The organism is Diaphorobacter sp. LI3, from assembly GCF_022807955.1.
In the GTDB taxonomy this organism is placed as follows: Bacteria; Pseudomonadota; Gammaproteobacteria; order Burkholderiales; family Burkholderiaceae_C; genus Diaphorobacter; species Diaphorobacter nitroreducens.
Genome location: NZ_CP094346.1, coordinates 59,688 through 83,759, shown reverse-complemented (window position 1 = coordinate 83,759; position 24,072 = coordinate 59,688). Strand labels below are relative to the sequence as shown.

Below are 24,072 nucleotides of genomic sequence, written 5' to 3'. Positions count from 1 at the left end.
GCGCACACCGCCATTCAACTGGAGGGGCAGGCACTCGCTGCCTGTCCCGGCCAGCGTCCTGCGGCACACCCATCCATAATGGCCGCATGGACAACCTGTTGGACCATCTCTGCGAGACCGTCACCCGCGCACGCACCGTCGAAGAGCTCACCCGGCCGCTGCTGGAGCTGCTGGAAGACATCACCGGGTTCGAATCCACCTACCTCACGGTGGTGGACCTGGAGCGGGGTGTGCAACGTGTGCTGTACGCGCGCAACACGCGCCAGATGCAGATCCCCGAGGGACTGAGCGTGCCCTGGCACGACACGTTGTGCAAACGTGCGCTGGACGAGGGCCGCCCCTTCACCGCCGACGTGGGGCAATGCTGGGGCGATTCGCAGGCCGCCGCGGCGCTGGGCATCCAGACCTACGCCAGCACACCGGTGCGCATGGCCGACGGCCAGCTCTACGGCACGCTCTGCGCCGCCAGCGACGAGCGCCAGGAGCTCACTTCGCAGGCGCGCAACGCGCTGACGCTGTTCGCGCGGCTCATTGGCCAGCAGGTCGAGCGCGAGGAGCTGCTGCAGCAATTGCTGCAGGCCAATGCCCGGCTTGCGGCCTATGCGGCGACCGATGCCCTTACCGGCCTACCCAACCGCCGCTCGCTGCGCGAAATGCTGCACCAGCAACTGGCGCAAGGCGCGCGCCAGGGCACGGCGGTGCTGATCGCTTTCATGGACCTGGACGGTTTCAAGGCGATCAACGACACCTATGGCCACGAGGTGGGCGACCTCTTCCTGGCCGACATGGCCGAGCGGCTGCGCGGCGCGGCGCGCGCGCAGGACTTCGTCGCACGCTACGGGGGCGATGAGTTCGTGGCCGTAGGCCCCGGCCCCGCGCCCGGCCCGGCGCTGGAGGCGGCCCGCCAGGGGTTCGGCCAGCGCCTGGCACAGGCCACGCGCGGGCGCTTTGGCGGGGCGGGCGCCCCCATCGACTACGCCGGCGCCAGCGTGGGTGTGATCGCCGTGCTCCCCAACGGCATGACGGCCGACGAGGCGCTGCGCGAGGCCGACCGCGCCATGTACGCCGCCAAGAAGGCGCGCCGCGCCGTGCGCTGAACAAGCCCCCGCACGGGCATGCGCGACAGGGGGCCGGGATAATCCGCCGCTCTGCCAGCCCCCTCCACCCCTTTGCCCATGCCCGCAGCCCTGCCCCGCGTGCTGTCCGTCATCCCGCCGATGACGCAGCTCAACACGCCCTACCCCTCCACCGCCTACCTCACGGGCTTTCTGCGCTCGCGCGGCGTGCCGGCGTGGCAGGAGGATTTGGCGATCGCGCTGGTGTTGCGGCTGCTCTCGCGCGACGGTCTCGCGCAGGTCGCCGAAAGGGCGCGGGCCCTGCCCGCAAACGCGCAGAGCCCGGCGGTGCAGTCCTTTCTTGCACAGCAGGAGCGGTACCTGGCCACCATCGGCCCGGCCATGGCCTTTTTGCAGGGCCGCGACAGCACACTCGCGCACCGCATCGTGGGCCGCCACTACCTGCCGGAAGGGCCGCGCTTCGCGGCGCTGGACGTGTACGAGGACGACGGCAGCGGCGACCCGCTGGGCTGGGCCTTCGGCGCCCTGGGCCTGACCGACAAGGCCAAGCATCTGGCCACGCTGTACCTCAACGACCTGGCGGACGTGCTGCAGGGCGCCGTGGACGCGCGTTTCGAGTTTGTGCGATACGCCGAACAGCTCGCCGGCAGCCAGCCCACGTTCGACCCGCTGGCCGACGCGCTGGCGCAGGCGCCGACCTTCGTGGACGAGGTGCTGCAGCAGCTCACCCATGAGGCCGTCGCGCGCCACCAGCCCGGCGTGGTGCTGCTCTCGGTGCCCTTCCCGGGCTCGGTGTACGGCGCGTTTCGCATTGCCCAGGCCATCAAGGCACGGCACCCGCACATCGTCACCGTGCTGGGCGGCGGCTTCGTCAACACCGAGCTGCGCGAGCTGGCCGACCCACGGGTGTTCGATTTTTTCGACTACGTGACGCTGGACGCCGGCGAGCGCCCGCTGCTCGCGCTGCTGGAGCACCTGCAAGGCCAGCGTGGGCGCCAGCGGCTGGTGCGCACCTTTGTGCGCAATGACGATGGCGCCGTGCAGTACGTCCACCTGGCGGAGCCCGACGTCGCCTTTGCCGAGATCGGCACGCCCACCTGGGACGGCCTGCCGCTTCAGCGCTATCTGTCGCTGCTGGACATGCTCAACCCCATGCACCGGCTGTGGAGCGACGGGCGCTGGAACAAGCTCACCGTGGCGCACGGCTGCTACTGGAAGAAGTGCAGCTTCTGCGACGTGAATCTGGACTACATCGGCCGCTACGAGGGCGCCAGCGCCCAGGTGCTGGCCGACCGCATCGCGGCCATCGTGGCCGAGACCGGGCAGACCGGTTTTCACTTCGTCGATGAAGCCGCGCCACCCAAGGCCCTCAAGGCGCTCGCGCAGGAGCTGATCGCACGCGGCACCGGCATCTCCTGGTGGGGCAACGTGCGCTTTGAAAAGACCTTCACGCCCGAGCTGGCCGAGCTGCTGGCCGACGCGGGCTGCATCGCCATCTCGGGTGGGCTGGAGGTGGCCTACGATCGGCTGCTGGGCCTGATGAAGAAGGGTGTCAGCGTGGACCAGGTGGCGCGCGTGACCCGCGCATTCAGCGACGCGGGCATCCTGGTGCATGCCTACCTCATGTACGGCTTTCCGTCGCAGACCGAGCAGGACACGGTGGACGCACTGGAATACGTGCGCCAGCTGTTCGAGAACGGCTGCATCCAGAGCGGCTTCTTCCACCGCTTTGCCTGCACCGTGCATTCGCCCGTGGGACAGAACCCCGAGGAATACGGCGTGACCCTGGCCCCGCTGCCGCCGGGCGGTTTTGCCAAGAACGATGTGGCGTTCATCGACCCCACGGGGGTGGACCACGACGCGCTGGGCGCCGGGCTGAAGAAGGCCATCTACAACTACATGCACGGCATCGGGCTGGAGCAGGACGTGCGCATGTGGTTCCCCTTCCACGTGCCCAAGACCACGGTGCGGTGCGACCGCATCGCGCGCGCCCTGGCGGCGCGATAGCTATTGTTTTAATAGCTTCTCGCGCTTTCCCCGCAAAGCGTTGCGCTCACCGCGCGTACACTACGTGCCCGGTATTTCTGAGCAACGAGGTGTCCTATGTGGTGGCAGCAGCAACGTTTTTCGGCACAAGGGCGCTGGCAGGCCATTGCAGAGCAGGCGGCCGTGGTCGAAGTGGATGTCCAAGGCGTGGTGCGCGAAGTGAACGCGCGGTTTTGTGACCTGCTGGGCTACCAGCGTGCCGAATTGATCGGCCAGCCCCAAACGATTTTCTATCCGCCGGAATACGTTGCCAGCCCTGCCTTTCAGGCCAATTGGCGGCGCCTGTGTGGCGGCGAATTCGTGCAAGGCACGGCGCAGCGCCGCTGCAAAAACGGCACCGTGGTCTGGGTGCAGGGCATGTTCTACCCCGTGCGCGATGCCCGCGGCCGGGTGGAGCGCATCGTGGGGCTGGTTTACGACGTGACCGCCACGCAGGAGCAGACGCAACGCGCCCATGCCATCCTGGAGGCCATCGAACGCTCCATGGCAGTGATCGAGTTCGACCTGCAAGGCCATGTGCTGCGCGCCAACGACCACTTTCTGCACACCATGGGCTATACCCGCCAGAACCTGGTGGGCCAGCACCATCGCATCTTGTGCTCGCCCGCATTCGCGCAAAGCAGCGACTACCCACGCTTTTGGGACGATTTGCGCGCGGGCGTGTATTCCAAGGGCAAGATCGAGCGCGTCGATGCGCGGGGGCGCACGGTGTGGCTGGAGGCGACGTACAACCCGGTGCTCGACCCTGACGGCGTGGTGAGCCACATCGTCAAGTTCGCCACCGACATCACCGCGCGTGTGCAGCAGGCGCAGGCGCGCGAGCAGGGCGTGAACACGGCGTTTGCCGTGGCGCAGGAGACGCAGCAGCTCTCCGAAGAAGGCACGCAAACCATCGTCGACGCCACGGCGCGCATCCAGTCGATCGCCCAGCTGTTCGAGGACACCGCGGCCCGCGTGCACGAACTCGGGCGCAAGACCGAGAGCATCGCCGCCAGCGTGCAGGGCATACGCCGCGTGGCCGACCAGACCAACCTGCTGGCCCTCAACGCGGCGGTGGAGGCCGCGCGTGCCGGCGTGGCCGGGCGCGGCTTTGCCGTGGTGGCCGAGGAGGTGCGCAAACTCGCCGGCGACAGCCGCACCGCCACCAACGACATCCACCAGACCATCCAGGCCGTGCTGCAGGAGATGCGGGCGATGATCGACCACATCCAGGGCGGTGTGGCGGCGGTGGAGCAGGGCGCCCAGCTGTCACGCCAGGCGCGCGACGCCATCGAGCGCATCCGCGAGGACGCACACAAGGTGGTTGACGTGGTGCAGGAGCTGCACGCGCTCGAGACCGGCAAGCCGGGGCGCTGAGGGCCTGGCAAACCTGGGCCCCGTGACGGCAGAAAACGGCCCCGCCACGCTCGGCAGGCCGGCGGCGATGGGCCCGTCTGGCACCCCTGGGTGATAGCGCACTCCTGCACACTCCTGATTTGATAGCTGTTTGCGCTTGCCACACAAGCGCCAGAGGCCCATCTAACCTCTAAAATCAGCGCTTTCACACAAGGAGAGCCCCATGGCCCTTTTGCAATGGAATGAGCGCCCGGCGCAGGTGCTGCAGGGTGGCGGCGTGATCGGACCGGACGAGCGCCTGCCCTGGCCGCAGACCGGGCTGATGGGCATACAGCACGTCATCGCCATGTTCGGCGCCACGGTGCTGGCGCCCATCCTGATGGGGTTCGACCCCAACGTGGCGGTGCTGATGAGCGGCATCGGCACGCTGATTTTCTTCCTCATCACCGGCGGCAAGGTCCCGAGCTACCTGGGCTCGTCGTTCGCCTTCATCGGCGTGGTGATCGCGGCCACGGCCTATGCAGGCAAAGGGCCCAACGCCAACATCGGCGTGGCGCTGGGCGGCATCATCGCCTGCGGCCTGGTGTACACGCTGGTGGGCGTGGTGGTGCACCTGGTGGGCACAGGCTGGATCGAGCGCTTCATGCCCCCGGTGGTCACCGGCGCGGTGGTGGCCGTGATCGGGCTGAACCTGGCCGGCATCCCCATCAAGAACATGGCGGCCAACAACTTCGAGGCCTGGATGCAGGCCCTGACCTTCGTGTGCGTGGCGCTGGTGGCGGTATTCACCAGCGGCATGCTGCAGCGCCTGCTGATCCTGGTGGGCCTGATCATCGCCAGCCTGCTGTACGCGCTGCTGACCAACGGCATGGGCCTGGGCAAGCCGATCGACGTGTCGGGCATCGCCAACGCCGCCTGGTTTGGCCTGCCGCAGTTCCATGCGCCGGTGTTCGAAGCCAACGCCCTGCTGCTCATAGTGCCCGTGGTCATCATCCTGGTGGCCGAGAACCTGGGCCACATCAAGGCCGTGACGGCCATGACCGGCAAGAACCTGGACCAATACATGGGCCGCGCCTTCATCGGCGACGGCGTGGCGACGATGGTGAGCGGCGCGGCCGGCGGCACGGGCGTGACGACGTACGCCGAGAACATCGGCGTGATGGCCGCCACGCGCATCTACTCCACGGCGGTGTTCTTGGTCGCGGCGCTGCTGGCGGTGCTGCTGGGCTTCTCGCCCAAGTTCGGCGCGCTGATCCAGGCGATCCCGCTGCCGGTCATGGGCGGCGTGTCCATCGTGGTGTTCGGCCTGATTGCGATTGCCGGCGCCAAGATCTGGGTGGACAACCGGGTGGATTTCTCGCAGAACAAGAACCTCATCGTGGCGGCGATCACGCTGATCCTGGGCACGGGCGAATTCACGCTGAAGTTCGGCGACTTCGCGCTGGGCGGCATCGGCACCGCGACCTTCGGCGCCATCGTGCTCTACGCGGCCCTGAACCGCGGCAAGTAAGGCTGGGCGGGAGCGCCCAGGCGCGCTCCCGTATCCATAGCTGCTGGCGCTTATCCTGAAACGATTCAAGGCACTTTCCGCCTTGAAGACCAATTGTGACAAGCGCCAGCAGCTCTTTTTTCAGTAGCAAACCGATCAACGCCGCAGCAGCGACCACACCATCTCGATGCCCGCGGTGAGCAGGTCGAACTCGTCGCTGCGCGTGCCCTCCAGCCGTTCGCGCTGGCGCGCACGCTCCTCCCGCGCACGGTTGCGCTCCAGCGCCACCAGCGCATCGGCCAGGGCGTCGGGCGAGGCGGCGTCCGCCGGCGCGGTCTGACGGGCGGCGCTGCCGTGGCGCACCAGGGCCTTGTCCACCGCCTGCGGGTCCAGCAGCGACAGGGCCGAGCGGCAGTAAGGGCAGGCGTGGTCGTGGCGGATGTCCACCGTGCCGCCGCAGCTTGTGCAGTTGATGGTGCCCACACGCTCGGCCAGCGCCTCGATCTCCATCGTGGACAGGTGCCGCACGAAGCCCTTCTCGACCATGAACGAACCAAAGGTCGAAAAGCGCCCGTGGCGCGCCGCGCAGCGGTAGGTGACGTAGCGCCCCCCCTGCGCCACGTCGTAGCCCTTGGCCAGCGCCTGGCTGCAGCGCGGGCAGCGCAGCCGGTCGGCCAGCGGGTGGTGTGCATCGCCACGGTGCTGGTGCAGCAGTTCGAACAGCTCCAGCACGGCCGCCGGCGCCAGGCGCGTGTTCTCCTGCGGGTCGAACCACATGCCCTGGCAGGCAAAGCACAGGTCCAGCTCCAGCGTGCCTCCGGTGCTGGCGGCAAAGCGCCGGATCTCGGTGGGCTGGCGGCACGAGGGGCAAAGCGGTGTGAACGGCATGGTGGACGCGATCGTACTGCCTGCCCGGCCGGTGCCGCGACGCGGCCGTGCCTGCGCGGGCGGCCTGCGTCAGCGCGGTGTAAGGCCAGGGTTATCCCTAGCCGCGCACGGAGCGGCTGCTAAGATTTACGCTCTTTTTTGCGCCCCGCGCCAGCTGCCCGCCAGGCCTGCACGGGGCGCTTGTCCGTCTGGAGTTAGCGTGTCCACCTCGTCGTCCCCCCGTATCCAGCACCCCGGTCTGGCCCAGAAAATCATGAGCGCGGCCGAAGCCGCGGCCCTGATCCCGGCCGGCGCCAATATCGGCATGAGCGGCTTCACCGGCGCGGGCTATCCCAAGCAGGTGCCCCAGGCGCTGGCCGCGCGCATCGAGGCCGAGCATGCAGCAGGCCGGCCGTTCCAGGTCAACGTGTGGACGGGCGCCTCCACCGCGCCCGAACTGGACGGCGCGCTGGCCAAGGTGAACGGCATCCACCAGCGCCTGCCCTTCCAGTCGGACCCGATTTGCCGCGACAAGATCAACGCGGGCGAGGTGCACTACCTGGACATCCACCTCTCGCACGTGGCGCAGCACGCCTGGTTCGGCTTCCTGGGCCCCATGCAGGTGGCCGTGGTGGAGGTGCTGGGCATCCTGCCCGACGGCCGGCTGATCCCCTCGGCCGCCGTGGGCAACAACAAGACCTGGCTGGAGATCGCCGACAAGGTGATCCTCGAGGTGAACTCGCTGCCCCCGATCGAGATGGAGGGCATGCACGACATCTACTACGGCACGGCCATCCCGCCGCGCCGCCAGCCTATCCACCTGACGCAGGCCACCGAGCGCATCGGCGAGCCGTACCTGCGCGTGGACCCGTCCAAGGTGATCGCGGTGGTCCAGACGCACCAGCGCGACCGCGACACGGCCTTCGCCAAGCCCGACGCAGTCTCCAACCAGATCGCGGCGCACATCATCGACTTCCTGGCCCACGAGGTGAAGGTGGGCCGCCTGCCCAAGAACATGCTGCCGCTGCAGTCGGGCGTGGGCAACGTGGCCAACGCGGTGCTGACCGGGCTGCTGGACGGCCCGTTCGACGAACTGCTGGGCTTCACCGAGGTGCTGCAGGACGGCATGCTGGAGCTGATCAAGCGCGGCAAGATGACTGCGGCGTCGGCCACCGCGATCTCGCTGAGCAGCGAGGCGCTGAAGGACTTCAACGAGCACATTGCCTTCTACCGCGACCGCATCGTGCTGCGCCCGCAGGAGATCAGCAACCACCCCGAGCTGGTGCGGCGCCTGGGCGTGATCGCCATGAACGCCATGATCGAGGCCGACATCTACGGCAACATCAATTCCACGCACGTGATGGGCTCGGCCATGATGAACGGCATCGGCGGCTCGGGCGACTATGCGCGCAACGGCTACCTGTCGTTCTTCGTCACGCCCTCGGTGGCCAAGGGCGGCAAGGTGAGCTGCATCGTGCCCATGGTCTCGCACGTGGACCACACCGAGCACGACACGCAGATCATCGTCACCGAGCAAGGCCTGGCCGACCTGCGCGGCCTGTCGCCACGCCAGCGCGCGCAGGTCATCATCGACAAGTGCGCGCACCCGGACTTCCGCCCGCTGCTGCAGGACTATTTCGACCGCGCGCGCAGCAAGGGCGCGCAGCACACGCCCCACATCCTGGGCGAGGCCTTGTCCTGGCACGAGCGCTGCCTGGCCACGGGCAGCATGCTGCCCTGAGGGCCCAGCCGTCCCTGGCGCCCCGGGGCCTACAGATAGCACCGAGGCGCAAAGCGCCTCAGCGGTGCCGTGTTCAGGCGATGAAGCGGCCCGTGCTGCCCAGCACGCCCAGGTCGATGAAGCGCGAGCCCACGTAGGGCGCCTGGCCGCTGTAGTCCACCACGAAGCCGCCCAGGTCCAGGTTGCGGATGCCCGCCAGCGCCGCGCGCAGCTTGGGCTGGGTCACGTCCTTGCCGGCGCGGTCCAGGCCTTCGATGAGCACGCGCGCATTCACGTAGGCCTCCAGGCTGCCTTGCGAGAACTCGCTCTTGCCCTGCGCGCGCATGGCGGACTGGTAGTCGCGCACCAGCTGCAGCTTGGCGCGGTTGGGGTCGGGCACGATCATGGACAGCGCGAGGCCGCTGCCGTCCTCGCCCAGCTGGCCCAGGCTGGCGCTGGGCAGCGTCACGCTCAGGCCGGCCATGAGCACGCCGGGCGCTTCCTTCTTGATGCCGCGCACCAGGCCCACGGACACCGTGCCCGCGGTCGCCAGCAGCACGGCCGAAGGGCGCGCCGCGGCCACGGCCTGCAGCACCTGGGGGAGGTTCTTGCCGTCGGTGGCCACGGCCACCTGCACGGCGGGCTTCATGTTCAGCGCCGCCAGGGCGCGCGTGGCGTCCTCCAGCATTTCGCGGCCGTAGCCGTTGTCCAGGTACACCACGCCGATGCCCTTCAGGCCCATGCCCGCCAGGCGCTGGATGAGGCGCTGCACCTCGTCGGTGTAGCTGGCGCGCACATGGAACACGTTGCGCGTGCTCTTGCGCAGCGACGACGCGCCCGTGATCGGCGCTACGTAGGGGATGCCGGCCTCTTCCACCAGCGGCACGATGGCCGCGTTGTTGGGCGTGCCCACGCACGACAGCAGCGCCAGTGCGCTGCCCTGGCCGATGATCTGCTTGACGTTGGCCAGCGTGCGCTCGGGGTCATAGGCGTCGTCCACCATCTGCAGCTGCAGCGTGCGCCCATGCACACCGCCGCGCGCGTTGGCCTGCGCGAAAGCAGCGCCAGCGCCCAACTGGATGTCGGTGCCAAAGCCCAGCAGCGGGCCGCTCATGGCGGCCGAGCAGCCGATCGAGAGGGCCTTGGCGGACACGCCTGGCGCGTCCTGCGCACGGGCCGGGAGCACGAAGGCCGGCGCGGCCGCGAGGGCGGCGGCTCGGCCGGCTTGGAGGACAAACTGGCGGCGTTGCATGGTCAAAGGAATGTGTGGGTTGGATGGGAAGGCTGCCCCGCGGCGCCCCGGCCCGCTGATGGGCCACGCAAAGCACTGCGCACGGGAAACGGATAAGCTCCAAACGAGCAAACCGGTCGATACTGGGCGCGTGGAGGTTGCAACTTCCGCCACCGAGCCCACCAATCGTGCCAAAGCCCGGCGCCGCTGCCGGGCGCAGCCCTGATGTGAGACCCCTCAGCCCATGTCCCTCTGGAAAAAACCCACCACCCTCGCGCTGATCACCGCCTCCAGCGCCAACACCGCCGTGAGCCACCTTGGCATCGAGTTCACCGAAGTCGGCGACGACTTCCTGCGCGCGCGCGTGCCCGTGGACGAGCGCACGCGCCAGCCCTTCGGCCTGCTGCACGGCGGCGTGAGCGTGGTGCTGGCCGAGACGCTGGGCTCGGTGGGCGCCTACCACGCCAGCCCCGAGGGCTGGCTGGCCGTGGGCCTGGACATCAACGCCAACCACCTGCGCGCCGCCAGGAGCGGATGGGTCACGGGCACGGCCCGGCCGGTGCACATCGGCAAGACCACACAGGTCTGGCAGATCGACATGGTGAACGACGCGGGCGAGCTGACCTGCGTGTCGCGCATCACCATGGCGATGCTGGCGCCGAAATAAAGGCATCCCCCTGAGGCGCTGCGCGCCTGGGTGCAGCCGCCAGAGGCGGCCGCTCTTTGGGGGATGTCCCAGCCTGCGCAGGCAAGCTCGGAGCCGCGCCCCTCAGCCCATTCTCTCGCGCTGCGCACGGGAAGGGGGACGACGCCAGGGGCTGGTCAAAGCCCTCTCCACGGCGTCTGCTGAGGTGGCCTGCTCCGCGGACTTCGGAAGAGGCAGCGTGGCGAGGAATCGCGCGCCGGCACCGTTCCGGGCCGCAGTGGGACAATGGGTCCAATCGGGGTGTAGCGCCTGATGGATAAGCGCGAGCAGCTACTTTTTTAATAGCAACACAACCCCACTCGCGCCCAGAGACAGCGCCTGCGGCCCACAGCCCGCGGCCTGCGCTGCGGCTTTCGGAAGGTTGGAGCGCGGTGATGGGTTGCGCGCCGGCGCACCTGCCGCGTTGCGGAGGCTTATGCGCCCCATCGTGCCGCAGCGCTTGACTCGTCTGCGCTGTCAGCTACTTATTCAGCAGCATCGTTCTGGCGTGCCAGGCGCTCGCTCTTCCAGTAGACCTCGCTGCCGCCGTCCATGCGGTTGAGCGCGCGCGAGAGCACGAACAGCAGGTCGGACAGACGGTTCAGGTACTGGCGCGGCGCGGCGCGCATGGTCTCGTGCTGCTGCAGCGCCACCACGGCGCGCTCGGCGCGGCGGGCCACCGTGCGGCACACATGGGCCTGGCAGGCGGCGCGCGTGCCCGCGGGCAGAATGAATTCCAGCAGCCGCGGCAGCTCGGCGTTGTAGCGCGCGAGCGCGTTGTCCAGCTGCAGCAGCGCATCGTCCTTGAGCAGCTCGTAGCCGGGCATGGACAGCTCGCCGCCCAGGTTGAACAGCTGGTGCTGCACGTCGATCAGCAGCTCGCGCATGTCCGCGGGCAGCGGCTCGCACAGCAGCAGGCCGATGTGGGAGTTGAGCTCGTCCACGTCGCCCATGGCCTGCGGGCGGCCGCTGGCCTTGGATACGCGGGTGTTGTCGCCCAGGCCCGTAGACCCGTCGTCGCCGGTGCGCGTGGCGATTTGTGTCAGTCTGTTTCCCATGGCGCGTTTCCTCCTCATTCGGGGCCGGGGCAACGATTGTGCGTTACATCCGCCGGGCCATTGTGGAGACGGGCAACAGCGGGCAAAAGTGCTGGCTGCGGCATCCATGCTGCGGTGCAATGAAGGCCTGTTCAACTTCCACCGGAGCCGAATCGATGCCTCACACACCGCAACGACGCACCCTCCCCTCCTTCGATGCCCGCAGCGTGATGCTGTTTGCGGCGCTGACCGTGGGCGGTGCGGCGGCGCAGGCCCAGACGCCCAGCGCCCCCTCCGCACAACCGCAGTACCAGACGGGGCCGGGCCCAGCCACAACGCAGCCCAAAGCGACCTTTGGCGGCAGCAGCACGGCCACGCCCAGCGGCAGCAGCGCCAGCGCCTTTGAACGCGCCGATGCCAACCGCGACGGCCAGCTGAGCAGCGCCGAGGCGGGCCAGCTACCCGCCATCGCCAACCGCTTCCAGGCGCTGGACAAGGACAAGAACGGCAGTCTGTCCCGCACCGAATTCGAGGCCGGCAGCCGGTCTTGACGCTTAAAGGGACGGGCATGGTCAAGCATTGATTACGCACCCTTCGAGCGCAACGCCGTACCCGTCCTGGGCGGCCCGTCTGGGCGACCCCGTCCTCTCGGGCCGCCACCACCCCCCGCCTGCACTGTCCTCCAGGGTGCGGGCGGGGTTTTTCCATGGATACACGCTAGATCGGCCTTTCGCCACAGCCGACCATGGTGGACTCTCAACACGCGGCCCGCAGGCCGCAGCCCGGACTTCTAGAATGGCCGCCACCCACGCGCCTTGAAGGAAGCCCGCCATGAACGCCCCCGCGACCACCGCCCATCTGCAACCCCTGACCACGCCGCGCCCCGTGCCGCAGGCGATGCTGGATGCGCTGGCCGCACGCTTTGGCGCGCAGTACTCGGCGGCGCAGGCGGTGTGCGAGCAGCACGGGCGCGACGAGGGCTCGCTGCAGGCGCCCCCGCCTGCGGCCGTGGTCTTTGCCGAGAACACGCAGGACGTGCAGGACGCCGTGCGCCTGGCCGCGCAGTACGGCGTGCCAGTGATCCCCTACGGCGCGGGCTCGTCGCTCGAAGGGCACCTGCTGGCCGTCCAGGGCGGCATCAGCATCGACATGGGCCGCATGAACCGGGTGCTGTCCGTTGACGCCGACGACCTCACCGTGACCGTGCAGCCCGGCATCACGCGCAAGCAGCTCAATGAGGCGATCAAGGACACGGGCCTGTTCTTCCCCATCGACCCGGGCGCCGACGCCAGCATCGGCGGCATGGCTGCCACGCGCGCCAGCGGCACCAACGCCGTGCGCTACGGCACCATGCGCGAGAACGTGCTGGCGCTGGAGGTGGTCACCGCCCGTGGCGAGGTGATCCGCACCGGCACGCGCGCCAAGAAGAGCAGCGCCGGCTACGACCTCACGCGCCTGATGGTGGGCAGCGAGGGGACGCTGGGCCTGTTCACCGAGGTCACCGTGCGCCTGTACCCGCTGCCCGAGGCGGTGAGCGCGGCGATCTGCTCGTTTCCCACCATAGAGGCCGCCGTGCGCACGGTGATCCAGACCATCCAGCTCGGTGTGCCGATCGCGCGCGTGGAGCTCATCGACGCCAACAGCGTGCGCATGGTCAACGCCCACAGCAAGCTCCGTCTGCGCGAGGAGCCGCTGCTGCTGATGGAATTCCATGGCTCGCCCGCCGGCGTGCAGGAACAGGCCGAGGTGGTGCAGGACATTGCACGCGAATGGGACGGCAACGCGTTTGAATGGGCCACCACGCCCGAGGAGCGCACGCGCCTGTGGACCGCGCGGCACAACGCCTACTTTGCCGCCGTACAGAGCCGCCCCGGCTGCAAGGCCATCAGCACCGACACCTGCGTGCCCATCAGCCGCCTGGCCGACTGCCTGCTCGACTCCGTGGCCGAGGCCGACGCGAGCGGCATCCCCTACTTCCTGGTGGGCCACGTGGGCGACGGCAACTTCCACTTCGGCTACCTGCTGGACCCGGCCGTCCCCGCCGAGCGCGAGACAGCCGAGCGGCTCAACCACCAGCTCGTGGCGCGCGCGCTGCGCCTGGGCGGCACCTGCACCGGCGAGCACGGCGTGGGCGTGCACAAGATGGGCTTTCTGGTGGACGAGGCCGGCGAAGGCGCGGTGGAGATGATGCGCGCCATCAAGCGCGCGCTGGACCCGCAGAACATCCTCAATCCGGGCAAGATCTTCGCGCTATAGCCTGCGCCGCGGCGGCCGCGCGGGCACTCCTGATTCAATAGCTGCAAGCGCTTGCTGCATAAGCGCTAGGGCCTTTTTTACCCTTGTTTTCCGCGCAACGGGCCCGAGCGCGCGGGCAATAAAGAGCCCAGCCGGTCCGCGGCTGGGCTGGGGCAGGCGCTCCACCACCCGGCACCACGCGGACCAAGCCGCGCCGCACCGGCGCGGCTTCAGGCGCCGAACAGCTTGTTGGCCGTCTCGGCCACCAGACGGCCCTGGAAGCGTGCGCCGTCCAGCTCGGTCGCGCTGGGCTGGCGCTGGCCCTGGCCGCCGGCGATGGTGGTCGCACCGTAGGGGGCGCCGCCCACCACTTCGTCCAGCGTCATCTGGCCCTGGAAGCTGTAGGGCAGCCCCACGATCACCATGCCGAAGTGCAGCAGGTTGGTGATGATGGAAAACAACGTCGTCTCCTGCCCGCCGTGCTGCGTGGCGGTGGAGGTGAACGCCGCGCCCACCTTGCCGTTGAGGGCGCCGCGCGCCCACAGGCCGCCCGCCTGGTCGAGGAAGCTGCCCATCTGCGAGGGCATGCGGCCAAAGCGCGTGGGCGCGCCGACGATGATCGCGTCGTAGTTTTCCAGCTCGGTCACGGTGGCGACGGGTGCGGACTGGTCCAGCTTGAAGTGCGCGGACCGGGCGATCTCCTGCGGCACCGTTTCGGGAACGCGCTTCACGTCCACCGTGGCACCGGCAGAGCGCGCGCCTTCGGCGACGGCCTGCGCCATGGTTTCGAGATGGCCGTAAGTCGAGTAGTAGAGAACGAGTACCTTGGACATGACTTTCCCTTTTCAAGAACGCTTGTGCAGCCACAAGCAGCATGGCAGGCAGCGCGCGCAGCACCCCGCCGCCTTCATGGGCCAGCACACGGTGGCACCCCGCTCCAGCGGGCTCTATCGGCGCCGGTTCGATCTCACTTAACCACCCCGGTCCTGCGCCGCGCGGTGTGCGCGCGCACCCGGGCAGCCAGGCAGCGCACGTAGTCATCGCGGATGCCCAGTAGGTCGAGTTGGCACGCCAGCTGGTCCAGGTAGTCGCGGTTGCTGCCCACGCTGCCCTGCGCGCTGGCGATGATGGCCGCGGTGTCGTCCAGCGACAGCCCGCCGCGGTGCAGCGGGTGCGCGGTGTTGGCGGACAGCACCAGCGCGCGCACACCGCCCTGCGGCGTGTGCAGCGGTTGAAAGCCCGGGCAGTAGCTGCCGTGGATCATTTCGCGCCGCCACAGCATGCGCGACTCCCGCTCCAGCAGCGCCTGCGGAATGCGGAATGCCAACCCCTCGCAGTCACCCACGCCGCGCTGCAGCGTGAGCACCAGGCCCGGGCTGTCGGGTGTACCGCGGCCGATCGTGGTGGCCAGCGCGAAGCGGCGCGCATGGTCCGCGAGCCGGGCGCGGCGCACCTCGTCAAAGTGGATGGCGGGGTTCCACATCAGCGAGCCGTACGCAAACACCCAGAGGTCGCACCCCTCGCTCTGCGCCAGCACGGCCTGGCGTGAGCGCTCGACCACGTCATCGGGCAGCCGCCAGTCGGCGGACAGGCCCTGCTGGCGCGCCTGCGCATCCCAGGCGGCGAGCACCTCGTCGGTCAGGCGCAGCCCGCTGGCCTGGGGCGGCGTGAGCCGTCCTTGCAGTTCGGGCAGGTGCCTGAAGGCGTGGGGTTCCATGGGTGGGGTCGATGCAGAACCGGGGGGAAGGAGCGGGCGCGTACGCTGGAGAACGGCGCGGCGGCGCGCAGCTCTTCACTGCGGTTCACTGTATTTCGCATCCACCGCTTGATCAATGGGCCAGAGCGCATCACACCGTCCTGCATAACGGCCGAATGCAGGCTGCGACGAACGCTTGCCGCCCCGCGCCCAGCGGCAGGGGAACCGCCAAGCCGGTATGCGCGGCGCAGGGCTTGCCCTGGAGGGCGCGCCAGCGCTCCTGTTTCAATAGCTGTTAGCGCTTGCTACGTATGCGCTGGAAGCCCCCGGCACCTGTCACGCGGCCTGCGCCTGGCGTCGCGCCACGCCACCGCCCACCAGGGCCGCCGAGACCACACTCAGCACCAGCGCCAGGGCCGAGCCGTAGAAGATGTCGGCGGTCTGCCCGCGGTCCAGCAGCACGCCAAACAATGGCGCCGCGACGGAAAAGCCCAGGTCCAGCCCCGAATACACCGTGCCGTACACGCGGCCCGTAGCGCCGGGGGGCGCGGCGCGCTTGATGAGCATGTCGCGCGACGGACCGGCAATGCCCACGCCCATGCCCGCCAGCGCGGCCACGGCCAGCGCCACCGTGCCGGGCAGTGCGCCCAGCCCCACCAGCACCAGCAGCGCGGCGGAGGCCATCAGGCAGATGCTGATGGTCTTTTCCAGCCGCACCACGCGGCCCACGAGGAAGCCCCCGATCACCATGCCCACGGCACTGCACAGCATGTAGCCCGTGACCACCATGGAGGTCAGCGACAGCGGCATGTCGTACATCCGCTGCAGCGCCGGGGCGGCAAAGCTCTGGATGGCGCTGAGCGAGCAGGTGCTCCAGAAGAAGAACGAGAAGCACAGCCACACGGCCGGGAGCTTGAGGAAGGCCATGGGGTGTTCCTGCGCGTGCGCGCTGCCCGTGGCGCCCTTGGCCGGCGCATGCGCCCAGGCGCCCTGACGGTCGTCCAGCGCGTCGCGGTTCCACACCATGACGGCCAGCACCACCAGGGCCAGCGCACCGCCGCTCAGGCAGGCCATGCGCCAGGATCCCGTGGCCGTGGCGATGCCCGCCATGAACAGCGGCGCGGTGGCCCAGCCCAGGTTGCCCGAGATGCCGTGCACCGAGAAGCCGTGGCCCAGCCGCGCGGGCGACACGCGCTTGTTGAGGATGGTGAAGTCCACCGGGTGGAACGGCGCATTGCCCAGGCCCGCCAGCACCGACGCCACCACCAGGCCCAGGTAGCCGCTGGCGCTGCCCGCGGTGAGGCCCGCCAGCGCAAAGCTGGCCAGCGCGGCGAACAGCACCGGGCGTGCGCCCACGCGGTCCACCAGGAAGCCCGACAGCGCCTGGCCCACGCCGGAGACCACGAAGAACACCGAGACCAGCAGCCCCAATTCGGAATAGCTGTAGCCGAACTCCGCGATCAGGAACGGAAACAGCGGCGGCAGCAGCAGGTGAAAGAAGTGCGAGGAGCCGTGCGCAAGGCCGATCAGGCCAATGGTGCGCGCGTCCTGGCGCAGGGTGGGGGCAGCAGTCGTCATGGCCATGATCTTAGGCAAGGCAGCCGCGGCCGATATACGATAGTCGGCCAATTGCTGTCGCGATCATGCCAAGCCCGTCCCTTCCCCGCCCTGCCCCACCGCCTGCCGAGCCCGTCGCGGCCAGCACCGCCGACCGCGCCGCGCGGCCGGTGCGCGTGCTGTCGTACGTGGAGTCGCTCACGCCGCACCTGTTCGTGCCCAGCCGGGAGCGCCCCGTGCGCGCCAAGCACCGCGAGCTGCGCGCCGACACGCAGGTGCGTCCGCACAGCCACCCCTGGGCGCAGGTGGCCATCTCCACCACGGGCGTGCTGCGCCTGACCGTGCCGCGCGGCACCTACATCGTGCCGCCCTCGCGCGCGCTGTGGATCCCGCCGGGCGTGGAGCACGCCGTGACCATGGTGGAGGACGCCGACCTGCGCACGCTGTACTTCTACCAGCCGCCCGGGCGCTGCGGCCCCGCCGTCGCGCGCGCGCAGGAAGAGCCCTGGCGCCAGTGCCGCGTGCTGGAGGTGTCCGAGCTGCTGCGCGCCGTGGTGCGCGAGATGCCCACCGACCCCGACGACGGCGCCCCGCCGCCGCCCGAGCTGCTGCACCGCGAGCGCCACCTGAGCGCGCTGATCCTGGACGAGTTGCGCCGTGCCAGCAGCGTGCGCCTGGGCGTGGACCTGCCGCGCGACAAGCGCCTGCGCCACCTGTGCGAGGCGGTGCTGGCCGATCCCACACGCCACGACACGCTGGCCAACTGGGCGCGCGACACCGGCGCCAGCCCGCGCACGGTGGCGCGCCTCTTTCGCCAGGAGTTGGGCAGCACCTTCACGCAGTGGCGCCAGCAGGTGATCCTGGCGCGCGCCGTGGCGCTGGCCGCGGGGCGCAAGCCCATCAACCAGATCGCGGCGGAACTGGGCTACAACAGCCCCAGCGCCTTCAGCGCCATGGTGCGGCGGGCCGTGGGGCTGGCGCCGGGACGCTTCCTGGGGTCGCCGTAGATTTCAAGATAAATAGGGCTCCAGCGCTTATTCCATAAGCGCAAGCAGCTCTTTTTTCAGGAGCACTACACAGACAGCATGCCCGTGGCGGCGGCCAGGCGGGCCAGCGTCCAGCCCCGGCCCAGCAGCAGGCGGCGCGTGGCCAGGGCTTCCTGCACGCGCGCATCCACCTGGCGGCCCAGGTAGCGCGGGGTCTTGTGCTGCAGGCAGACATAGCCCTGCGGGTAATCACGCCCCAGGCGCTGCCACAGCGCATGGGCCCCTGCGGACTGGCGCGCGCCGGACACCAGGCACTGCCCACCGTCCAGCGCCCAGCGGTACACGGCCGTGGCAAGGCCCAGCCGCTGGTAGGCGGGCGCGTAGCGCGAATGCGGCGCGCGCAGGTGGCGGTCGGCGCGGCGGTTCAGTTCGACAAGGCGGTTGAAGACCGTGGTGCCCGCCAGGCACTGGCGCAGCGGGTCTTCGATGTAGACGTACAGCTCGCCATCGGCCACGCGGCTGCGCACGAAAAGGCCGGGGTGCCCCGGCAGGGGCGTGGAGGGCAGGCCATGCAGGGCGTCACCGGGAGAGTGCAGCCGCTGGTGCAGGGCCGAGAGTTCCTGCTCGATCGTGGCGTCGGGCGGGTCCACGTCGATGCGCAGCTCGGCGGGCTGCGCGAGGCGGCGCGCCTGGCGCCGGGAGACTTCAAGAAAGGAGGAAAAAACGCCAGAAGCGTCGGGGGCGGGCGGCGGCTTGGGCCACGCCAGCCATGACGACCAGAACGGCGGCAGGGACAGGTACATGGAACTGCGGCAATAACGATGCGGCGCGCATGCTAGGCCACCGCGCGCCTGAAGGCCAGCCCCGCGGGCGATACCGCACCCCGCGGGTGCGATACCGTGCCGTTCATGGCGTTTTCGGGCTATGGCCCTTGCAAGAAAAGCGCTGGCAGCTATGAATAACGAAGCACTTTCCCCATAAAGCGCCCACGAAAAAGCGGCCCGAAGGCCGCTTGCTTGCCGGGGGCGAAGCCCCTTGCGCCCCGCTCAGCGCGACAGCGCGCCGGCCGTGGCCGAGTCCAGGCGGCCGGTGACGGGCAGGCCCTGGGCCTGCTGGAACTCGCGCAGCGCACGCGCCGTCTTGGGACCGGCGGAGCCGTCGGGCGTGCCCACGTTGTAGCCCATGGCGTTCAGGCGTTCCTGCGCCTCGCGCACCGACATGGCCGCGCCCGCGCGGGTCTGCGAGGGAGCCGCGCCGCCATCCACGCCCAGACGGCCGCCGCCGCCCAGGCCCTGGCCCTGCACCGACTGCGCCTTGTAGCTGCGTAGCGCCACAACCATCTGGTTGTAGGCATCCATGAACGCAGCGGTGATCACCTTGCCTTGCGCGGTGTTCTGGTAGCCCCCCAGGCCACCGCCGGCCGAGCCGCCGAACAGGCTGCCGAAGCCGGCAAAGTCGCTCTTGGAGGCGCTGCCTTCGGAGGCCGCCACCTGCACGCCCGAGCGGTTGTCCACCAGGGTCAGCATGGCGCTGGCCTCGCGCGTCTTCAGCCCGCCGCCGACGGCCGCCAGCGCACGGCCGCTTCCGCCGCCGATCAGGCCGCCCAGCACGCCGCCGATGGCGCCTGCGTCGTTGTTCGAGAAGATGATCTCGGGCGACATGCCGTAGTCGGACGCCACCATCTGGCCCCGGCCAAAGTTGCTGCCACCGCGCATCTCGCCGGAGCCCATGAGCTGGCGCTCGCGGTCCATGGCGCGCATGCCGGCTGCGCCGCGCTCCACCACGATGAAGCAGTTGGACTGCTGGATCAGCAGGCGCAGCAGGTTGGCCGTGGGGGGCAGCTTGTACTCGTTGCGCAGGATGGTGTACCAGCCGGCGTCCTGGTTCTCGACCAGCGACACGGTGCCCAGGGGCGACTGGCAGCGCTCCAGCTGGCCGCTCTCGTTGGCGGCGCTGCCGCCGGCGGCAGCGCCGGTGGCCACGGTCTTGGACTCGGCGCTGCCCATCCGCATGTTGGTGGTTTCGCAGCCGGTCAGGGCCAGGGCGGCGCAGGCGGCCGCCAGCAGCGTCAGTGGTTTACGGGACATAGCTTTCCTTCCTCTCTCTTTTCTTGCATTCCGGGGTGTGTGGACACGTCTCAACCGAGCGGTCTGCGCACCCGGTACAGGACCGGCGTGGCCGACGTGAATGAAAAATCATACCGATTCGGCAGTTTTTGCAACCGATGTTTGCAAGTTGTTTCGTTTTAGTGTGGCGTAGCACCGTCCCCCGGCAAAGGCAATTGGTAGATCCACACCGCATGGCCGGCGAAGGAATCCAGCCGCGCGCTGGGGCACACGCCCGGCACGGCGAACGCCAGACTCACGAGCCAGCGGCCCGGCGCCATCTCCGCGCGGGCCTTCGCGGCCACACGGGCCATGCTCTCGGGCCGCTGGAACACGTACACAAGGTCGTAACCGCCCCAGTCTGCGGCCCAGAGGTCACCGCGCCGCACGCGCGCCCAGGGGCAGCGCAGCCGGCACAGCAACGCCAAGGGTCCGCTCCACTCCAGCCCGTGCAGCCGCGCCTGCGGATAGGCCGCGCGCAGGGCCTTGAGGCCATCGCCCAGGCCGCAGCCGGCGTCCAGCACGGGCGCACCCGCGGGCAGCGGCGCGGCGTCCTGCAGGCCGTGCAGCGCACCCGGCGGGGTGGGAAACAGCGGCGCATCGCGCCAGGCATTGAGCGGATACACCAGCAGCAGCAGTGCCAGCGGCAGCAGCCAGCCCCAGGCCGGCAGCGCCACCGCGCCGCCCAGTGCCGCCGACAAGGGAAAGCCCAGCGCGATCAGGCCGCGGCGCCACCAGCCCTGCGCCAGCAGGCTGCCCGCCACACCCACGGCGCAGGCCAGCCCGAGCGCCGCCAGCGGGGCCACGCTGCCGCGCAGGCCCGCGAACAGCAGCCACGCCGCTGCCCACACCAGCACCGCCGGCAGCGGCCAGGGCAGGACGATGCGCCGCGGCGGCGGCGCGTGCAGATGATGGAGTCGGCGGGGCCGGCGCGGCATGGGCACGGGCCGCAACGATGCGGCGTCAGCCGCCCCGCAGGCGCTCGATGAGGCCGTTGAGCGCCTCCAGCGAGCCGAACTGGATGGCCAGCTCGCCCATCTCCTCAACCCGGCTGCCGCGCTTGACGCGCTTCTTGACGCGCACCTCGACCTCGGCCATGAGCAGGTCGGACAACTCTTCCTCCACGCGCTTGAGGTCGCGCGACTTGTCCTTCTTGGGCTTTTGCGGCGTGAGGGCGAACTCCGCACCCAGCTTCTTGACGAGGCTCTCGGCCTCGCGCACCGACAGCTTCTTCGCCGCGATCTGGTTGCCCGCGGTGATCTGCGCCGCGCGCTCCAGCGACAGCAACGCGCGCGCGTGGCCCATGTCGATGTCGCCGGCCATGAGCATGGTCTGCACCGGCTCGGCCAGGTTCAGCAGGCGCAGCAGGTTGCTCGCCGCGCTGCGCGAGCGACCCACGGCCTGCGCCGCCTGCTCGTGCGTGAGGCCGAATTCGCGGATCAGGCGCTGCAGGCCCTGGGCCTCTTCCAGCGGGTTGAGGTCTTCGCGCTGGATGTTCTCGATGAGCGCCATGGCCGCGGCCGCCTCGTTGGGCACGTCGCGCACCAGCACCGGCACCTCGGCCAGGCCCGCCAGGCGTGAGGCGCGAAAGCGCCGCTCGCCCGCGATGATTTCGTACAACGGCCCACTGGCGCTGAGGGCGCCCATTGCTGCCGAAGCCCCCTGCGATGCACGCTCCTGGCGGCGCTGTTGCGCCTGTTCGTCGTCGAGGCGACGCACAAGGATCGGCTGCATGATGCCCTGGGCCTTGATGGATTCGGCCAGTTCGTACAGCGCGCCCTCGTCCATGCGTGTGCGCGGCTGGTAGATGCCGGGCACGAGCCGGTCCAGGGCCAGCGTGCTCACCGGCCCGTCTGCCGCACCCGCTGCGTTGGCGCCGGCGGGCGCCTTGTCGGCCACCTTGGGGCCCAGCAGTGCTTCCAGGCCGCGTCCCAGGCCCTTGGGTTTCTTGGTGACCATGTGTCTTCAGTCCTTGTTCATCAATGCGCGCAGCAGTGCGTGCCCTTCGGGCCAGTCGCCCAGGTCGGAATCGGCGTTGATATGGCCGCGGGGCCCAGAGTCCACGAAGCGTGCGCCCCACGCACCGGCCAGCGTCTGCGCACGCTCAAAGCTGCAGTAAGGATCGTCCTGGCTGCCCACCAGCACGGCCGGAAAGGGCAGCACCTGGCGCGCGATGGGCGCCCAACCGGGGATCTGCGCGGCCAGGTCGGGCCGCTCCACATCACCCGGCGCCACCAGCAGCGCGCCGCGCACCTTGTGCGCGTGGCGGGTGTGCGCCGCCCACCAAGCGGTGAGGATGCACCCCAGGCTGTGCGCGGCCAGCACCACCTCGCCCGGCGCATCGGCCACGACCTCTTCCAGCCGCGCGGACCAGTCGCCGCGCAACGGACGCATCCAGTCGTGCTGCTGCACGCGCTGGTAGCCGTGCAGCCGCTCCCACTCGGTTTGCCAGTGGCCGGGGCCGGAGTTCTGCCAGCCGGGCAGGAGGAGGATCTGCGAGGGGTTCATGCGGTGTCACTATTATTTATATAGCTGATAGCGCTTATCCAATAAGCCTTGGAGGCCATTTTGACCGGTAAGACCTTGGCCAGGCATCACATGCGCTTCACGCGCTCCACCATCTCGCGCGCGAACTCCAGAAAAGCCTGGCTGCCCTTGGCCGCGGGATCGAACACCACGCCGGGCAAACCGTAGCTGGGCGCCTCGGCCAGGCGCACGTTGCGCGGGATCACGGTGTCGAACACCTTGTCGCCGAAGTGGTCCTTGAGCTGCTCGCTGACCTGGCTTTGCAGCGTGATGCGCGGGTCGAACATCACGCGCAGCAGGCCGATGATCTGCAGGTCGGGATTCAGGTTGGCATGCACCTGCTTGATGGTGTTCACCAGATCGGTCAGGCCCTCCAGCGCGAAGTACTCGCACTGCATCGGCACGATGACGCCGTGGGCGCTGCACAGGCCGTTCAGCGTGAGCATGGACAGGGAGGGCGGGCAGTCGATGAGCACGAAATCGTAGTCGGAGTCCACCGCCGCCAGGGCGGCTTTCAGGCGGCGTTCGCGCTGCTCCAGCGGCACCAGTTCCACCTCTGCCCCGGCGAGTTCGCGGTTGGCGCCCAGCACGCGGTAGCCGCACTGCTCCGACAGCACGGCGGCCTCAGGCACCGAGGCCGACTCCAGCAGCACGTCGTACACCGACAGCTCCAGCGCGCGCTTGTCCACGCCCGAGCCCATGGTGGCATTGCCCTGCGGGTCCAGGTCCACGAGCAGCACGCGCTGGCCGATCTTGGCCAGGCCTGCGGCCAGATTGACGGAAGTGGTGGTCTTGCCGACCCCACCCTTTTGGTTGGCAATGCAGAAGATCTTGGCCATGCGGGGCAATTCGCTATTACTTGGAAATGGCCAGCTTGACGCCGAAGCCGATGAGGAACACGCCCGCCGTTTTCTCCAACACGCGCGCCACCGTGGGGTTGGCGCGCATGCGCTCGGCCAGGAAGTGCGTGAGCAGCACCACAACCAGGCTGTACAGGAAGGTGAGCGTGGCGATGGTGGCGGCCATGGCGGCGAAGGTGACCAACCCGCGGTGCGTGGCCGGGTTCACGAACAGCGGGAAGAAGGCCATGTAGAACACGATGGCCTTGGGGTTGAGCAGCGTGATGACCGCCCCCTGGCGGAAGTAGTGGCGCGGCGCGATGTTCAGCACCGGCGCATCCCCCGGCTTGGCGGTGAGCATCTTGTAGCCCATCCAGCCCAGGTAGACGGCGCCTAGCCATTGCACGGCATGGAATGCCGCCGGATACGCGGCCAGCAGGCCCGCCACGCCGGCCACCGCCATCCACATGAGCACCTGGTCGGCGGCGATCACGCCCATGCAGGCGGCCATGCCGGCGCGCACACCGCCCTTGCCGGTGGAAGTGATGAGCGCCAGATTGCCCGGCCCCGGGATGGCGAGGAACAACACGATGGCGGCGACGAATGCGCCGTAGTCTGCAATGCCGAACATGGGAGCGCCTT

Annotated in this window: 22 protein-coding genes; 9 read left to right on the top strand and 13 right to left on the bottom strand. The window is 69.4% G+C overall.

Features of this window, described 5'->3' with window-relative positions:
• Positions 1 to 86: 86 nt before the first annotated feature.
• The 4 genes from MRB47_RS00395 to MRB47_RS00380 all read left to right on the top strand — a co-directional run bounded on the left by MRB47_RS00395 (position 87) and on the right by MRB47_RS00380 (position 5,967).
• Positions 87 to 1,097: a sensor domain-containing diguanylate cyclase gene (locus tag MRB47_RS00395; RefSeq protein ID WP_252101578.1), complete on the top strand. Its 1,011-nt coding sequence runs from the start codon at positions 87 to 89 to the stop codon at positions 1,095 to 1,097.
• A 78-nt stretch (positions 1,098 to 1,175) separates the two neighbouring features.
• A complete protein-coding gene (locus MRB47_RS00390; protein ID WP_252101577.1) occupies positions 1,176 to 3,083 on the top strand; it encodes a B12-binding domain-containing radical SAM protein in 1,908 nt (635 codons plus the stop codon).
• Between the two features lie 96 nt (positions 3,084 to 3,179).
• Positions 3,180 to 4,478 (top strand): PAS domain S-box protein, encoded by a 1,299-nt coding sequence (locus MRB47_RS00385; RefSeq protein WP_252101576.1) that lies wholly within the window; start codon positions 3,180 to 3,182, stop codon positions 4,476 to 4,478.
• Between the two features lie 202 nt (positions 4,479 to 4,680).
• Entirely contained in the window at positions 4,681 to 5,967 is a 1,287-nt protein-coding gene (locus tag MRB47_RS00380) for a solute carrier family 23 protein (protein ID WP_088887971.1), read from the top strand.
• Positions 5,968 to 6,102: 135 nt separating this feature from the next.
• On the opposite strand, the gene MRB47_RS00375 is transcribed toward MRB47_RS00380, so the two are convergent.
• Positions 6,103 to 6,834, bottom strand: coding sequence for a zf-TFIIB domain-containing protein (locus tag MRB47_RS00375; protein WP_252101575.1), 732 nt, complete (start codon positions 6,832 to 6,834; stop codon positions 6,103 to 6,105).
• A gap of 199 nt (positions 6,835 to 7,033) precedes the next feature.
• Here MRB47_RS00375 and MRB47_RS00370 point away from each other — a divergent pair, with 199 nt between their 5' ends.
• A complete protein-coding gene (locus MRB47_RS00370) occupies positions 7,034 to 8,554 on the top strand; it encodes an acetyl-CoA hydrolase/transferase family protein (protein WP_287740351.1) in 1,521 nt (506 codons plus the stop codon).
• A 73-nt stretch (positions 8,555 to 8,627) separates the two neighbouring features.
• Here MRB47_RS00370 and MRB47_RS00365 read toward each other — a convergent pair whose 3' ends face one another.
• Complete coding sequence (locus tag MRB47_RS00365; protein WP_252101574.1) at positions 8,628 to 9,785, bottom strand: ABC transporter substrate-binding protein; 1,158 nt, start codon at positions 9,783 to 9,785, stop codon at positions 8,628 to 8,630.
• Positions 9,786 to 10,008: 223 nt separating this feature from the next.
• Here MRB47_RS00365 and MRB47_RS00360 point away from each other — a divergent pair, with 223 nt between their 5' ends.
• Positions 10,009 to 10,431 (top strand): hotdog fold thioesterase, encoded by a 423-nt coding sequence (locus tag MRB47_RS00360; protein ID WP_011803515.1) that lies wholly within the window; start codon positions 10,009 to 10,011, stop codon positions 10,429 to 10,431.
• Positions 10,432 to 10,934: 503 nt separating this feature from the next.
• Here the strand turns inward: MRB47_RS00360 and MRB47_RS00355 are convergent.
• Positions 10,935 to 11,507, bottom strand: coding sequence for a cob(I)yrinic acid a,c-diamide adenosyltransferase (locus tag MRB47_RS00355; RefSeq protein WP_252101573.1), 573 nt, complete (start codon positions 11,505 to 11,507; stop codon positions 10,935 to 10,937).
• 155 nt (positions 11,508 to 11,662) lie between these two features.
• On the opposite strand from MRB47_RS00355, the gene MRB47_RS00350 reads away from it, so the two are divergent.
• Entirely contained in the window at positions 11,663 to 12,037 is a 375-nt protein-coding gene (locus tag MRB47_RS00350) for a calcium-binding protein (protein WP_047350916.1), read from the top strand.
• Positions 12,038 to 12,317: 280 nt separating this feature from the next.
• Positions 12,318 to 13,742: an FAD-binding oxidoreductase gene (locus tag MRB47_RS00345; RefSeq protein ID WP_252101572.1), complete on the top strand. Its 1,425-nt coding sequence runs from the start codon at positions 12,318 to 12,320 to the stop codon at positions 13,740 to 13,742.
• A 209-nt stretch (positions 13,743 to 13,951) separates the two neighbouring features.
• On the opposite strand, the gene wrbA is transcribed toward MRB47_RS00345, so the two are convergent.
• From wrbA to MRB47_RS00330, 3 genes are all read right to left on the bottom strand, one after another.
• On the bottom strand, positions 13,952 to 14,554 hold the full coding sequence (gene wrbA / locus MRB47_RS00340; RefSeq protein ID WP_252101571.1) for an NAD(P)H:quinone oxidoreductase: 603 nt from the start codon (positions 14,552 to 14,554) through the stop codon (positions 13,952 to 13,954).
• Positions 14,555 to 14,688: 134 nt separating this feature from the next.
• Complete coding sequence (locus tag MRB47_RS00335) at positions 14,689 to 15,438, bottom strand: gamma-glutamylcyclotransferase (RefSeq protein WP_252101570.1); 750 nt, start codon at positions 15,436 to 15,438, stop codon at positions 14,689 to 14,691.
• Positions 15,439 to 15,753: 315 nt separating this feature from the next.
• Complete coding sequence (locus tag MRB47_RS00330; protein ID WP_252101569.1) at positions 15,754 to 17,001, bottom strand: MFS transporter; 1,248 nt, start codon at positions 16,999 to 17,001, stop codon at positions 15,754 to 15,756.
• 59 nt (positions 17,002 to 17,060) lie between these two features.
• Here MRB47_RS00330 and MRB47_RS00325 point away from each other — a divergent pair, with 59 nt between their 5' ends.
• Positions 17,061 to 17,981 (top strand): AraC family transcriptional regulator, encoded by a 921-nt coding sequence (locus MRB47_RS00325; protein WP_252101568.1) that lies wholly within the window; start codon positions 17,061 to 17,063, stop codon positions 17,979 to 17,981.
• Between the two features lie 65 nt (positions 17,982 to 18,046).
• On the opposite strand, the gene MRB47_RS00320 is transcribed toward MRB47_RS00325, so the two are convergent.
• From MRB47_RS00320 to MRB47_RS00290, 7 genes are all read right to left on the bottom strand, one after another.
• Entirely contained in the window at positions 18,047 to 18,763 is a 717-nt protein-coding gene (locus MRB47_RS00320) for an N-acetyltransferase (RefSeq protein ID WP_252101567.1), read from the bottom strand.
• Positions 18,764 to 19,006: 243 nt separating this feature from the next.
• The gene (locus tag MRB47_RS00315; RefSeq protein WP_012655168.1) at positions 19,007 to 20,047 is read right to left on the bottom strand and encodes a peptidoglycan-binding domain-containing protein; all 1,041 of its coding nucleotides are present in this window, start codon (positions 20,045 to 20,047) and stop codon (positions 19,007 to 19,009) included.
• A 158-nt stretch (positions 20,048 to 20,205) separates the two neighbouring features.
• Entirely contained in the window at positions 20,206 to 21,003 is a 798-nt protein-coding gene (locus tag MRB47_RS00310) for a class I SAM-dependent methyltransferase (RefSeq protein ID WP_252101566.1), read from the bottom strand.
• 25 nt (positions 21,004 to 21,028) lie between these two features.
• Positions 21,029 to 22,024, bottom strand: a complete 996-nt coding sequence (locus MRB47_RS00305; RefSeq protein ID WP_011803503.1) for a ParB/RepB/Spo0J family partition protein — start codon at positions 22,022 to 22,024, stop codon at positions 21,029 to 21,031.
• Between the two features lie 6 nt (positions 22,025 to 22,030).
• Entirely contained in the window at positions 22,031 to 22,573 is a 543-nt protein-coding gene (locus tag MRB47_RS00300) for an RBBP9/YdeN family alpha/beta hydrolase (RefSeq protein ID WP_088887981.1), read from the bottom strand.
• Positions 22,574 to 22,659: 86 nt separating this feature from the next.
• Positions 22,660 to 23,430, bottom strand: a complete 771-nt coding sequence (locus tag MRB47_RS00295) for a ParA family protein (protein ID WP_011803501.1) — start codon at positions 23,428 to 23,430, stop codon at positions 22,660 to 22,662.
• A gap of 16 nt (positions 23,431 to 23,446) precedes the next feature.
• Positions 23,447 to 24,061, bottom strand: a complete 615-nt coding sequence (locus tag MRB47_RS00290; protein WP_011803500.1) for a LysE family transporter — start codon at positions 24,059 to 24,061, stop codon at positions 23,447 to 23,449.
• Positions 24,062 to 24,072: the final 11 nt, after the last annotated feature.